General features: G+C 48.3%; 11 protein-coding genes. 7 read left to right on the top strand and 4 right to left on the bottom strand.

Features of this window, described 5'->3' with window-relative positions:
* Positions 1 to 64 precede the first annotated feature (64 nt).
* The gene (locus tag ACJA3I_RS06130) at positions 65 to 1,516 is read right to left on the bottom strand and encodes an ATP-binding protein (protein ID WP_458861730.1); all 1,452 of its coding nucleotides are present in this window, start codon (positions 1,514 to 1,516) and stop codon (positions 65 to 67) included.
* A gap of 1,142 nt (positions 1,517 to 2,658) precedes the next feature.
* On the opposite strand from ACJA3I_RS06130, the gene ACJA3I_RS06135 reads away from it, so the two are divergent.
* Both ACJA3I_RS06135 and ACJA3I_RS06140 read left to right on the top strand, forming a co-directional pair.
* Positions 2,659 to 3,777 (top strand): papain-like cysteine protease family protein, encoded by a 1,119-nt coding sequence (locus ACJA3I_RS06135; RefSeq protein WP_458861731.1) that lies wholly within the window; start codon positions 2,659 to 2,661, stop codon positions 3,775 to 3,777.
* Positions 3,777 to 4,319: a hypothetical protein gene (locus ACJA3I_RS06140; RefSeq protein WP_458861732.1), complete on the top strand. Its 543-nt coding sequence runs from the start codon at positions 3,777 to 3,779 to the stop codon at positions 4,317 to 4,319. Before ACJA3I_RS06135 ends, ACJA3I_RS06140 begins: the two co-directional genes overlap by 1 nt.
* A gap of 161 nt (positions 4,320 to 4,480) precedes the next feature.
* On the opposite strand, the gene ACJA3I_RS06145 is transcribed toward ACJA3I_RS06140, so the two are convergent.
* The gene (locus tag ACJA3I_RS06145) at positions 4,481 to 4,729 is read right to left on the bottom strand and encodes a DUF6061 family protein (RefSeq protein WP_458861733.1); all 249 of its coding nucleotides are present in this window, start codon (positions 4,727 to 4,729) and stop codon (positions 4,481 to 4,483) included.
* Between the two features lie 58 nt (positions 4,730 to 4,787).
* Here ACJA3I_RS06145 and ACJA3I_RS06150 point away from each other — a divergent pair, with 58 nt between their 5' ends.
* Both ACJA3I_RS06150 and ACJA3I_RS06155 read left to right on the top strand, forming a co-directional pair.
* Positions 4,788 to 6,788, top strand: a complete 2,001-nt coding sequence (locus ACJA3I_RS06150; protein WP_458861734.1) for an ATP-binding protein — start codon at positions 4,788 to 4,790, stop codon at positions 6,786 to 6,788.
* Position 6,789: 1 nt separating this feature from the next.
* Positions 6,790 to 9,621 carry an ATP-binding protein gene (locus tag ACJA3I_RS06155; protein ID WP_458861735.1) on the top strand — a complete coding sequence of 944 codons (2,832 nt, stop codon included), beginning with the start codon at positions 6,790 to 6,792 and terminating at the stop codon, positions 9,619 to 9,621.
* A gap of 120 nt (positions 9,622 to 9,741) precedes the next feature.
* Here the strand turns inward: ACJA3I_RS06155 and trxA are convergent, their stop codons facing one another.
* Positions 9,742 to 10,050, bottom strand: a complete 309-nt coding sequence (gene trxA / locus ACJA3I_RS06160) for a thioredoxin (RefSeq protein ID WP_458861736.1) — start codon at positions 10,048 to 10,050, stop codon at positions 9,742 to 9,744.
* 265 nt (positions 10,051 to 10,315) lie between these two features.
* Between trxA and ACJA3I_RS06165 the strand changes: the two genes are divergently transcribed.
* Both ACJA3I_RS06165 and ACJA3I_RS06170 read left to right on the top strand, forming a co-directional pair.
* Entirely contained in the window at positions 10,316 to 10,729 is a 414-nt protein-coding gene (locus tag ACJA3I_RS06165) for a Mini-ribonuclease 3 (protein WP_458861737.1), read from the top strand.
* Positions 10,730 to 10,747: 18 nt separating this feature from the next.
* Positions 10,748 to 11,626, top strand: coding sequence for a YitT family protein (locus ACJA3I_RS06170; protein WP_458861738.1), 879 nt, complete (start codon positions 10,748 to 10,750; stop codon positions 11,624 to 11,626).
* A gap of 86 nt (positions 11,627 to 11,712) precedes the next feature.
* Here the strand turns inward: ACJA3I_RS06170 and ACJA3I_RS06175 are convergent, their stop codons facing one another.
* The gene (locus ACJA3I_RS06175) at positions 11,713 to 12,000 is read right to left on the bottom strand and encodes a helix-turn-helix domain-containing protein (RefSeq protein ID WP_458861739.1); all 288 of its coding nucleotides are present in this window, start codon (positions 11,998 to 12,000) and stop codon (positions 11,713 to 11,715) included.
* A gap of 137 nt (positions 12,001 to 12,137) precedes the next feature.
* Between ACJA3I_RS06175 and ACJA3I_RS06180 the strand changes: the two genes are divergently transcribed.
* Positions 12,138 to 12,362 carry a hypothetical protein gene (locus ACJA3I_RS06180; RefSeq protein ID WP_458861740.1) on the top strand — a complete coding sequence of 75 codons (225 nt, stop codon included), beginning with the start codon at positions 12,138 to 12,140 and terminating at the stop codon, positions 12,360 to 12,362.
* Positions 12,363 to 12,542: the final 180 nt, after the last annotated feature.

The following is a 12,542-nucleotide window of genomic DNA, read 5'->3' on the forward strand; positions in this document are numbered from 1 at the left end:
ATTCCGTATAAAGAACGGGATGTCAAATAATTTATGATAAAACGCAAAAGCAAACTGGGGGAAATCAGGCTTGAGGGGGCTTGGCAAAGGCTTTTTTCAGCGCCTGCTCCAGCAGGGCGGGGTCGATGGGCTTGGGGATATGGTCGTTCATGCCGGCCTCGGAGCATTTTTTCACATCGTTTTCAAAGGCGTCGGCTGTCATGGCGATAATGGGGATCGAGGCGGCGTCCTCCCGCGGGAAACTGCGGATGGCCCGGGCGGTGTCATAACCATCCATCACCGGCATGCGGATATCCAGAAGCACGGCGTCATAGGTGCCGGCGGGCGCTGAAGCATAAAGCTCAAACCCCGCTTTGCCGTTTGGCGCGCAATCTGTGAGGATGCCGTGCTTTTTCAAAAGAAGAACGGCGATCTCGGTGTTGATTTGATTATCTTCACAAAGCAAGACGCGCTTTCCCTGCAACACAACGGCGTCTTGTTCGCTTTGCGCGCTGGTAGGATCGATGCCATCCGCCGGCGGCATGGGAAGATCCACCGTGAAACGGGTGCCAAGATTGATTTTGCTGTCAACACAGATCGAGCCGCCCAGAAAATCTACGGTTTTTTTCACAATGGAAAGCCCGAGGCCTGTTCCGTCGGCGGCATCGGGGCCCATACGATGTTCCTGGGTGAAAGGCTCATAAAGCCGGGAAAGAAATTCTTCGCTCATGCCGATGCCGGTGTCTTCGATTACGATATGCCCATTGCAGGGGCCCTGAGAAGGTTCGCTGAGAGAAACAGAAAATGATACGGTTCCGCCGGCAGGGGTATATTTCACGGCGTTGGAAAGCAGATTCAGCAGGATCTTTTGCACCTTTGAACGATCGACACAGACCCATCCAAAAGGAAAGGCCGAAAAATCGGTCAGCAGACGGATGTTTTTCTGATCGGCAGAGGGCTTTACGGCGGCGATCACGGTTTCTATCAGTTCGTGGCTGTCGATCGCTTTGGCATCTAAAGTCATTTTGCCGCTTTCGATCCGTGAAAGCTCCAGTGTATCGTTGACCAGGCTTAAAAGAAGATCGCCCGAAGAGCGGATCTTGGTGAGATAATCCTGTTTGAGAAGCGGGTCGCTTTCTTCGGCGGCCAGCTTGGCGAAACCGAGGATGCCGTTGAGAGGGGTGCGCAGATCATGGCTCATGCTGGAGAGAAAAAGAGATTTGGCGGCTCTGACCTCGCTGGACAGGGCGTTGTAAGGCGCGCCGCACTCGTTCAGAAAGCGGGCAATCTGATTGAGGTTGCCGCCGATCTTCCCGTAGGCGGCGGTAAGATCCCCAATGGCGGCAAGCATTTTATCGTCCACGACGGAAACATGAATGACGGGCTTGATTTGCAGCCTGGTCAGAGACTGCCGTATCATTTCGGCTTGACTGATGCCGTAAGCCGCACATTGCTTTTGAAACAGTTCGTACTCATCGTCATCGAGCCGAGTTTTGACGATATGGGTTCGGTGTGGGGTGTTGTATTTCTGTCGCATAAGTGCCTCCGTTCATATCAGGTTGTTGATGTCGGGAATGTACCTGATGAATGATATTCAGTTTTCGTAGCAAGGACAGCGGTTCGGATGAACCGGGGAAACCCTATTTACTGTTTTTGGTTTGCAATAAATTTGCCTCTCAAGTAGTAGCCAGCGAAAACGCTGTTTTTACATCCAAACGACGAAAGAAATTTAAAAAACATCAAAATATTTTGAACCGACGCAGCCGAGGTACGGCGCTTGCGCCGGTAGAGCAGGGTTTGGGGAAGGCACTCCCCAACAAGATTCCGTGAGGGACAGATTGAGCAGAACTGCGAAATATGGCACCATGGTAGAATCTTGCTCTACCTGCTCATGCTCTGCCTCCGTCCGGCGTTTCGTGCTTTTCGTTTCTATCCATACTACAAATTTCAAAGGGCGTTTTGGCCGCCTCTTGCGTGGCTAAACCCCAAAAAGCAGATTTCCCGGCTTACTCCCTACAACACCGCATTTTGAATAATGCCAAATATCCGGCGAACTTTTTTCTTTGTCACCCTCCACGACGGAAAAGCGGAAATGCCAACTGCGCGGAACATTATTCTTTTCACCACTACTACGGTACGGACACCCTCAATTTCCAAACGGGCGCAAAAAAAGCCGCAGGATTTTCAAAAAATCTCTGCGGCTCATGCCTCGGCGTTATTTGGTTTTCGTTCCCATAGTAAAAGGGGGGCGATAGCATTTAATGCTGTCGCTCCCCTTGATTACCCGTCAGCGCGGACAGGCGAGGTTGTCAACGGCGGCGCATTTATGCGCCGTTCATCTTGACCGTTGACGGGCGCGACTGGATGGGCTATCTCATGATGATTTCTCAAAAAACTTTTACCCACCTTGAAATTTCAAAATTAATGTGCTACACTAAACTTGCGGATAGTATAAGCTATTTGACTATTGATACGATTGGAGGTAACATCATGTGTCGTTCTAATGCTAAACAGTATGGTTTATGGCGAACACGATTTTGGTGCAGTCCGCAGTTGTGGAGAGGACAAATCAAAATCATTCACATGGGCGCATAAGCCAGACTGATAGTAGTCTGCTTGTGCGCTTTCTTGTTAAATGCGCAAGTCTATTTAACTTAACGGCTTAGAAAGGGGTTCCCAATGAATAAGAAAATAATTTGTCTTTGTTTAGTCGTCGCACTAGCTTTTTCGATTTCAGTTCCTGCATTTGCTGCAGATACAGCGTTATCCTCACAAGTAGCTTTTGAAGAACAGGTCTTAGCGTTGACAAGTGATGTTTTAGAGTTCATTGAACCAGAGAAATCACTGTACGGCTTAGCCGGTATTGATTTTACTTCGCTATACATGGGAGAAAAAATTCCCGCCTATATCATAACTGACGATGGCATAGCTTCGGAAACCGATATATTTTATTTTCCGATCATGAGCGATGATACTTGGGTAGCAACATCTATTGTCAGTTTTGATTCTGTCGGCCAGATGAATGTTCAGGTTTCAACTGAGTATGCAAACGCATATGCAGGGGATACTAACATCAGCACAGAAATCGCATTACTTTTTGATTGCAATGCTGCTTATATCTACACTGATGGCATTGGCCTTGTGCAAGTCGCTATTTCTCCTGATACCATTACTGGGAGAGTTAGCTGTGAGAAATATACCGGTACCTTTGTGTTGGCTACAGCGCAACTTAATTCAGAGCGTCCACTTTCCGTGAATGTTGATGCTTCAGAACGTAGTCAAACAACGCGTTCTTTTGACAATCAATATTATCTCTCGGTTCCTGGTATCCAGCAAGCATCCGGTTCTTTACAATGTTGGGCAGCGTGCATAGCCTCCATTAGAGGATATTATGGGACAACTACAACCATTGATGATGTATACGAGTTTTCTGGTATAACTAAGTACCTCGGGGCCAATATCTACACATCTGCTATTGTTTTAGAGGATTATGGTTTTTCTTTAACATGGTATTGGGACGGGAGTTTTAACTGGTACCAATTGAGAACCGAGATATATTTCAACGAAAGCCCTTTCTTCGTCTCTTGTTCGTATAGCGGTGGTAGTGGACATGCTGTGGTGTTGCGCGGATACTATGTTTACCAGAATATCTCGCAAGTTGGAATCATCTCCTATATGGATCCTGTGACCGGGAGTTATGCAGCAAGTTCCGTCGCAACAGACGGCGATTTCTACTATGTTCCAAGCGGAAGTTCTACTCAATATACTATGTCTGGATTTCTGGCAGTGGCAAATTGATGAGACAGACGATGTTTCGATTTTTGCGGCCATTAACTGCAGTTGCTGTGATTTGCCTCCTACCGTTTTTATTTTCGGCGTGTCAAAAAGCGCCACCACAACGGGACGAGTTATTGTCTGAATCGGAATTACTTACCTGTGAATTATTTGTGAATAATGTTACCTGCGCTAAAGTAACTGAACTGCGCACTGTGGCAGATGACACCTTTAAAGAGACTGTGGTTTCTCTATGCACAGCGGTAACACCATTTAGACCTATAATTTCATCAGATATCATTTTAGGCGAACAGAGCGATGCTTACTTTGTTTTTAAGAACAGCGCTGCAAAATATACGATTGGTTTTTTTGATGTTGAAAAGCAGCTATCACTTGATTATATCTATCGTGATACACCGATGATTTCGGTGGAAACAGCTGAAATTGATGAAATGGGACAACCGCAAGTTACATCCTCCTGGTATTGTTCTTTGCCAGCGAAACGTTTTGCCTTGTTATACGAGATGATACAGACATATACCGATGGAGAGGTCACGCAACAATAAAAAGAAAACGTTTTGATAGGCGGTCAAGCGCAATTTGGGCTTGACCGCCTTGTCTACCCAAAAGCAAAACTGGCTGCAGCTGTCAATGGCGGCGCATATGCGCCGTTTATCTCGACTCGACCATTGACTGTCGCTGCCTGTTGCGCTATCTCTCGTTGGATTTAGTTTTCGTATGGCTTGTAGACGGTCACGGCCTTTAGATAAGCCTCAACGTCACCGTTTAGCATAAGCTCCGCATAGGCCAGCGGGTCATTATAAATCAGGTAATCCAGCTCTGACCGCTGAAAATGGTTGTCGGAAATCTCATTCTCAATTGCCGTGCAGTCAATGGAAATCAGCATCCCATCGTCGTAGCGCAGCTCAACGCTGCCCGTGTCCATGTTGAATTTGCAGGATATGTACTTGTTCATCGTGAAGTCCTCCGTCATATTTTCGGAATAGCAGGGCGGCTTCATATGATGATTTTGTATGTGCTTCTTTATTAACCATGAGCATTTGCCGCCGGAATATCACAAACTTTCGGTCAAAAAAGGTCAGCTTGATGATTATGATGGATCACGCGAATCCTTTGCCAAACGCTGCGTTTTGACCGGAGACGGGGAAAATTATCTGGAAAAAACAGCACTGGCTTCCATACAGCAGGGGCTTGCTCAAAATAACTGCTATGAAGTGAATATCATCGAGCATTTCAGTGAAGATCTTGCGCTGCTGCGCGCACATAAACTGCAATACTATTATTTGAATGAAGAACAGAACATGATTTTGCTGCTGTCAAGAGATGTGACAGAGGCTTATCTGCGCCAGCAGAAAAAGCTGAACATGGCAAAAGAAGAAACCAGGCATATCAATGAACTGATGAATTCCATCAAAGCGGGGGTGGCCGAACTGAGGCTGACCGCTGATCGAAAAATTCTGACGGATTCTGTGAACCGCCAGATGCTGCGTATTATGGGATATGAAGAAAACAGCCCCCAGCATGCGCGGGATGCAAAGGGAAGCGATTTGGAACCGATTTTTTTTGATGCGCTTTCCTCCATCCACCCGGAAGATCGCGAGCGTGTGAGACAAGCAATTTGGAACTGCCGCAAAGAGCGCGAATTTTCGGTGGAACCTTATCACCTGCGCCGCCGTGACGGCAGCTACTGCTGGATTGCCGAGGATCTGCTGCTTTGGGAGATCGGTGAAGAATATAACATTTACTATGCGACCTATCACGATGTGACCAAAGAGGTTTCGCTGAGAGGGCAGCTGGAAAAACGCGTGGAAGAAGAATCGGCCCTGCGGCTTGCGGCCAATGCGGCAAGCGCCGCCAAATCCGATTTTATTTCGCGCATCAGCCACGACATGAGAACACCGCTCAACGGCATCATCGGCATGACTTATTTGGCCCGCCAAGAACATCCCGCACCGAAAATCGCGGATTATCTTCAAAAGATCGATACTTCTTCAAAATTTCTGCTGGGGCTGATCAATGATGTTTTGGATATGTCAAAGGCGGAAAGCGGAAAAATCGATCTGCATCTTGAGCCATATGCCTGCGAAGCGTTTACCGCCTATTTGGATGCGGTCATCGCGCCGCTTTGCCGTGAAAAAAAGCAAACATTAAAAAGAGAATTTCATGTTCTTGAAGAATATGTTCCCTTGCTCGATCCGCTGCGCACCAATCAGATCCTGTTCAATCTGCTTTCCAACGCGGTCAAATATTCACCGCAGGGGGGAGAAATATTATGCCGCATCGAAGAGTGGCTTTTGCCTGAAAACAAAATGGCGATCCATATAAAGATCACGGATAATGGGGTGGGTATTTCACAGAATTTCAAAAATGTTCTGTTCGATCCGTTTACGCAGGAAGGGCGCGATGATAATTCGCTGTCGCGCGGTTCCGGTCTGGGGCTTGCCATTACGAAAAAACTGGTGGAAGCCATGAACGGAACGATCAGTTTTGAAAGCGAGATCGGAAAAGGATCTACTTTCGTGGTGGAACTTGAAGCGGATCGAGTGGCCGCCTGCGGCGTTCCAAACACTGCCGCAACCGAAGATCTGTCGGGCAAACCGGAAGAAGCGGTTTTGGCGGGGAAACGGGTCTTGCTTTGCGAAGATCACCCGCTGAACCAGGAAATCGCCCGCGCACTGTTGGAAGAAAAGGACATGGTCACGGATCTTGCCCAAAACGGCCGCGAAGCCGTGGAACTGTTTTCGGAAAAACCGGAAGGGTTTTATGATGCGGTGCTGATGGATATTCGTATGCCGGTGATGAATGGTTTCGAAGCGGCAAGGGCCATCCGCTCCCTGAGCAGGGCAGATGCAAAAAATGTGCCGATTTTGGCCATGACGGCGGATGCTTTTGTGGGTGATATCAAAAAGTGTTTTGAAGCGGGGATGAACGGCCATTTGGCCAAACCGATAGAGCCGCAAATGCTCTATGCAGCGCTTTCTGCCGCTGTGCTGGAATCGGAAAGGGAGCGATGAGATGAATCAAAAGCAAAATATCCGCGGATTTGTGTGGCTCAGACTGATGACGGCGGGTTTTTTGGTTTTTGCTTTTTTGTTGGGGATGATCCCGCAGGCGTCAGCCGCGCAGACGGCACAGGCGGACCAAACGACGGTGCGTGTGGGTTATTTTTACAACGGCGATTTTTTGCATAAGGAGGCAGACGGCAGTTATTCCGGCTATGACGCCGAATTTTATTATACGCTGGCGGGGTATGCAAACTGGAAGGTCGAGTTTGTGGAATACCCCAATTTAAACGCGGCCACTGCAGGCCTTGAAAAGGGCGAAATCGATGTGATGAGCGGCCTTTCGCAAACGGAAGAGCGTGTAAACCGATTTTTGGTTTCTGCAAAAAAGATGTGCACCGCCCAGATTGCGGTTCAGGTCAGGGCGGATGACGATCGTTTTGCCATCGGCGATACGGAATCTATGAAAGGGCTGAGCTGCGGGATTTTAAAGGGCTCTAATGTGGTAAAGCTTTACACCGATTGGTGCGTTGAAAACGGGTTGACGCCGCATGTTCGGGAATATAACAGTTTGGATGAGCGCAACGCCGCGCTGCTGGCCGGAAAGGTCGATGCCATCGCCGGCGGTTCCACCATTGTGGGCGCGCAAAAAATCGCGGAATTCCCTTCGCTGGATCTTTATTTCATGCTCAACAGGCAGCGCACAGATTTGAAAACGCAGCTGGATCGGGCAATGAGTATTCTTGATCTGGAAGATCCAAGCTATGCGACCGCACTGTTTATGAAATATTTTCCTGCATCGCGAAACAATGAACCTTCTTTTTCGGCAAAAGAGAAGAAATATTTAAAAGAGCATGACGAAATTTATGTGGGGGTGTTGTCTGATGATGAGCCCTTCAGCCGCAAAACGGAAACGGGGAATGCAGAAGGAATCCTTCCGGCTTATTTCGATCATTTTTCACAGGTGACCGGTTCCAAATTTATTTGCAAGCCTTTTTCAACCACTGAAGAAGAACTGGCGGCCCTGCATGAGGGAAAGATCGATATGATCGGCAAATTCGGCAGCAATACCATCGACGCCAATAAAGAACAGGTAATCTTGACGATTCCCTATCTGCAATTGAACATGGTCGAAATCATGAAAAAGGGAGATGGTCAGGCAAAATCGGTTGCGGTTCCCCAATGCAGCGCTCTGCAAATAGAAGAGGCGATGGCTTCTCAAAAAGGGAAAGCCGATGTCGCCATCTGCAAAAGCTGCGAAAAATGCTTTGAATTGCTTAAACATGGCAAAGTTGATTCCATGATCTGCCCGCAGCCCGCCGCAACCTGGCTTTTGAGCCGCAGCCGCGTTTCGAATTATATTGTTTTGGCGTTTGGAGACAAAGCATGGGATGTTGTCTGCGCTCTGCCTCATGGTGAAAGCAGCAATACGCTGCGTTCCATCATGAATAAATCCGTTGCGGCCGACGGTTCATTCATCCACCAGCTGATCACCAGCGAAACGCTGAAAGATTCCGCCGAATTTTCTACCTTTATCGATCGCCTGCCTGTTTCTTATCTGGTGGGCGCGGTGATCGTGGCGGGTGTTTTGTTGACCATTGCTGTGGCCGCGCTGATTATTTTGGTGAAAAGAAGAAAAACAGAGCGCCAGATCGAGCTGCGTCAGGCGGCGCTTGCCGCGGCGGAAGACGCCAACAGGGCGAAGCATGAATTCTTTGGCGCGGTGAGCCACGATATGAGAACACCGCTCAACGGCATTATGGGTTACACCGATCTGGCCCTCGGCAGCGGCGACACCAACCAAATCAAAGAATATCTGGGAAAAATCAAAAAATCGGGCTCGATTCTCTGCTCACTGGTGGATGATACTTTGATCATGTCGCGGATGGAAAGCGAAAAGTATCGTCTGAACCTAACGCCGGTCGATACGGCTGAGGTCTTGGGCGAAGTGCTGGAACCCATCCGCGCTCTGGCGGCCGAAAAGGGTGTTACTTTGAAAGAAGATGTGGCCGCTTCACGCCCGCGCATGGTGATGGCCGATCGGGTGAGCCTGCAAAAGGTTTTGCTGAATCTTTTAAGCAACGCCGTTCGCTTTACGCCGCCCGGCGGAACGGTGACTTTTTGCTGCCGTCTGGATCCGCCCGAAGGCGGAGAACCGGATAGCATCATCACCGTTTCCGACACCGGCACGGGCATCGGCAAAGATTTTCTGCCGAAACTTTTTGAACCCTTCGCCCAGGAATACCCTGGAAATAGCGACGCCACGGGAAGCGGAATGGGCCTTGCCGTTGTGAAACGCATCATAGACGCCATGGGCGGCACCATTGAGGTGAAAAGCGAAAAGGGAAAAGGCACGACTTTTGTCGTGCGCGTTCATCTCAAGGAAACAGACCGTTCTTCTATGGATGGGAAAGAAACCCTAAAGAAGGAAGAATTGCGGCTGAAGGGCAAACGGGCGCTGGTATGTGAAGACAACCCGCTCAATATGGAGATCTTATGCACGATCTTGCAAAAGTTTGGGATGGAGACCGTTCGCGCCGCCAACGGAAAAGCAGGGGTGGAAATTTTCGCGGGCAGCGCGCCGGGGTGGCTGGATGTTGTGCTGATGGATCTGCGCATGCCTGTGATGGATGGCGTTTCGGCGGCATACGCCATGCGCGCGCTGCATCGTGCAGACGCGGGAAAAATCCCCATCCTTGCTGTTTCGGCGGATGCCTTTGAGGAAGATATCGAAAAATGCCGTGAGGCAGGGATGAACGGGCATCTGGCGAAACCTATTAACCCGGGCTGTTTATACCGCCTGCTGGTGCGGTCGATCTTTCCGGGGGAAGAAAACGACTGTTGAAACGCCCGAAGGGATGAGAACAAAAAGAAAAAAGCTTGTCCGCCTTTATTCTGGGCGGGCAAGCTTTTTGATATGGGAAGAGAGAGAAAAGCAAGATAGAAGCGAAATCGCCGCGAAAGCTTAGAAAAGCTTTGCGATCTCGTCTTGGGGCTGAACGCCAACCATGCGTTTCACGGCTTCGCCGTTTTCAAACAGAATCAGCGTGGGGATGCTCATGACGCGGAAACGCTTGGCGGCATCCATGTTTTCGTCGATATCCAGTTTGACGATTTCTGCGTTTTCGGGCAGATTGTCGGCGATTTCTTCCAGCATCGGGGCAAGCATTTTGCAGGGGTTGCACCATGTGGCGAAGAAATCGACCAAAACCTTTTTGCCGGGCTGAGAAACAACGGCGTCGAATTCATCCTGTGTGATATGTCTGAGTGTCATAAAAATTTCCTCCTTAAATGAGTTCTCTGATGAGATAGTCTTTGCATCGTATCGGCAACTATACATTCTCGATACTCTACTTATTTAGTATATTATAGATTATATCAGAAAAAGTTGGAAAAGCAAGAGGGATTTGAATAAAATATTCATATCAATTTCAGCAAAAATATGGTAGACTATCAGATGATATCAAGATGCCTGCAAAACCGACCGGGGGCGGCGGGCAAAAAGATAGGGCAGAAATCGGAAAACGGAGGAAACAACTATGGAAGAATTTCTATTTCCCACTTTGCCGCGGCAAGAGCTGCTGGAGCTTTCCAGTCTGGCGCTTGCGCACATAGGGGATGGAATATATGAATTGATGGCCAGAACCCATGTGATTCGTCACGGCGGGCTTTTGGCAAACCAGATGCACCGCAAGACCATCGAGCTGGTCTGCGCCCGCGCGCAGGCGCAGGCTGCCCAGCTTTTGCAGCCCGAATTCACCGAAGAAGAAAAAGCGGTCTATTTGCGGGGGCGCAACAGCAAGCCGAAAACCATGCCAAAAAACGCCGCGCCCGGCGATTATGCCGCGGCCACGGGGCTTGAGGCCGTGTTCGGCATGCTTTATCTGACAGGCCAAAAAGAAAGGCTTTGCGTTTTGTTTGAAAAAATAATTCAGCAGGAAAATAAGAATTGAGGAAGGAAGGAACATAAGATGGCAGAAAAGAAAACCGCATTGCAAAAAGAAAACCTTTACCGCGTTTTTTTAGATTATTTTTTGATCGTTGTAGGCTCATGCATTTTTTCTGCGGCCATTGTGATCTTTATCAAACCGGCCATGATCTCCATGGGCGGCATCGCGGGCATGGCGCTGATCGCAAACTATCTGGTCAAACTGCCCATCGGCGCGGCCAGCCTTGTGCTGAATATTCCGCTGCTGATTTTTGGCTATCGCCTGCTGGGCAGAGAATTTTTCTATAAGACCATGGTGTGTTCCGTGTCTTATTCGGTGTTTATGGATGCCGTCGGCCCGTTTTTGATGGAATATCAGGGCGATAAACTGCTTGCCGCGATCTATGGCGGTATCATCATGGGCCTTGGTTTCGGGCTGGTGTTCTATCGCGGCGGAACCTCGGGCGGAACCGATATCATCGCCAAATATTTGAACAAGAAAAACGGCGTCAGCATCGGCAACGCCAACCTGGTGATGAACGGCGCCATTATCATTGTGGGTTCACTGATCTATCGAAGCGTTGAAAGCGCCCTTTATGCCATCATCGTGCAATATCTCACCGGCGTGGTCATCAACAGCGTCATCAGCGGTTCCGATTCACAGAAAGAAGCCATGATCATCACCAAAAACCCCGAAGTGGTGGCAAAGATCATTTTTGAAAAATTACAGCGCGGCGTTACCGCGGTGGAAGCCCGCGGCATGTATACCGGCGAAGATAAAACCATGCTCATCTGTGTGGCGCGGCGGCATGAGATCAACGAACTGAAAAAAGTGATCCATCAGGCCGATCCCGAAAGTTTCCTGCTGATTTCCGAAGTGACCGAAGTTTATGGCACCCGCTTTAAGCAATATGGGCAATAAAAGAAAAACCGAAAATCGATAAATATGCAACGCAAGAGTAAAAGCCTGCCGAAAAATCGGCAGGCTTTTATCATTTGAAACCCTGTTCAACGGGTTTTGAATTCTCTCAAAAGGATGTCAAGAATTTCTAATTGACGCTGCGTCAGCCCATCGATGGGAAGAACACGCGAATCTTTTAGACCGAGCAAAAAATCGGTGGAAACGCCATAAAACAGCGCAAGCTTTTTTAAAATTTCCAAAGAAGGCGTTTTCACATTGTTTTCATACCCGCTGATGGCTGCTTTTGAGACCTCAATTCGTTTTGCAACCTGCGCTTGCGTCAGCTTCCGTTCAAGACGCAGCGAGCGCAAACGCAAGCCAAAGTCATACACCATTTTAGATCACTCAATTTGAGTGTAACCCAATCGGAAACACTTATAGAAGATTATTATTGGAAAGAATCTACTAACAGTTTACAAAATGCGGAAACAATCGTATACTGTTGATAAGAAGAAGATTTGGGGTGAAATTTATGAAGGGTGTCATTCTGGAAATATTGGCAAATGAAATGGATTGCTGTCTTTCTGATCTGCGCTATTGCCCCGACAGAAAGGCATTGTTTGAAAGAATAGAAACGCTTTTTGACCGCCCGTTTTCTGCGCAGGAATGGTCTTACAGCCTTTCTTATATTTTTGATGAGCCTATCGAATGCGCTTCTTTAGACGAAGTGAAAGAGCTGATCCATATCAAACAATAACGCCCGCTTTTGGTTTGCCCGCCGCGGCGGGTTTTATGCGCGGTGGATAAAAAACGAGGGGGATGCCAAAAGCATCCGCCTCGTTTTTTGATAGAGAACAGGGAAAAACAAAGCGGCCAAAAAAGTTTATGGGGCTTTTTTGAAATTAATGTGCGCAAGCGGAAAATCTTTGCTATAATA

It is taken from the genome of Acidaminobacterium chupaoyuni, from assembly GCF_047936785.1.
Classification (GTDB): Bacteria; Bacillota; Clostridia; order Oscillospirales; family Butyricicoccaceae; genus Acidaminobacterium; species Acidaminobacterium chupaoyuni.

What these genes read in the sequence shown, in the direction of transcription:
- ACJA3I_RS06170 (WP_458861738.1), top strand. Translation starts at nt 10,748, where the DNA reads ATGGCAGAAAAGAAAACCGCATTGCAAAAAGAAAACCTTTACCGCGTT.
- ACJA3I_RS06135 (WP_458861731.1), top strand. Translation starts at nt 2,659, where the DNA reads ATGAATAAGAAAATAATTTGTCTTTGTTTAGTCGTCGCACTAGCTTTT.
- ACJA3I_RS06180 (WP_458861740.1), top strand. Translation starts at nt 12,138, where the DNA reads ATGAAGGGTGTCATTCTGGAAATATTGGCAAATGAAATGGATTGCTGT.
- ACJA3I_RS06165 (WP_458861737.1), top strand. Translation starts at nt 10,316, where the DNA reads ATGGAAGAATTTCTATTTCCCACTTTGCCGCGGCAAGAGCTGCTGGAG.
- ACJA3I_RS06145 (WP_458861733.1), bottom strand. Translation starts at nt 4,729, where the DNA reads ATGAACAAGTACATATCCTGCAAATTCAACATGGACACGGGCAGCGTT.
- ACJA3I_RS06150 (WP_458861734.1), top strand. Translation starts at nt 4,788, where the DNA reads ATGTGCTTCTTTATTAACCATGAGCATTTGCCGCCGGAATATCACAAA.
- ACJA3I_RS06130 (WP_458861730.1), bottom strand. Translation starts at nt 1,516, where the DNA reads ATGCGACAGAAATACAACACCCCACACCGAACCCATATCGTCAAAACT.
- ACJA3I_RS06175 (WP_458861739.1), bottom strand. Translation starts at nt 12,000, where the DNA reads ATGGTGTATGACTTTGGCTTGCGTTTGCGCTCGCTGCGTCTTGAACGG.
- ACJA3I_RS06140 (WP_458861732.1), top strand. Translation starts at nt 3,777, where the DNA reads ATGAGACAGACGATGTTTCGATTTTTGCGGCCATTAACTGCAGTTGCT.
- trxA (WP_458861736.1), bottom strand. Translation starts at nt 10,050, where the DNA reads ATGACACTCAGACATATCACACAGGATGAATTCGACGCCGTTGTTTCT.
- ACJA3I_RS06155 (WP_458861735.1), top strand. Translation starts at nt 6,790, where the DNA reads ATGAATCAAAAGCAAAATATCCGCGGATTTGTGTGGCTCAGACTGATG.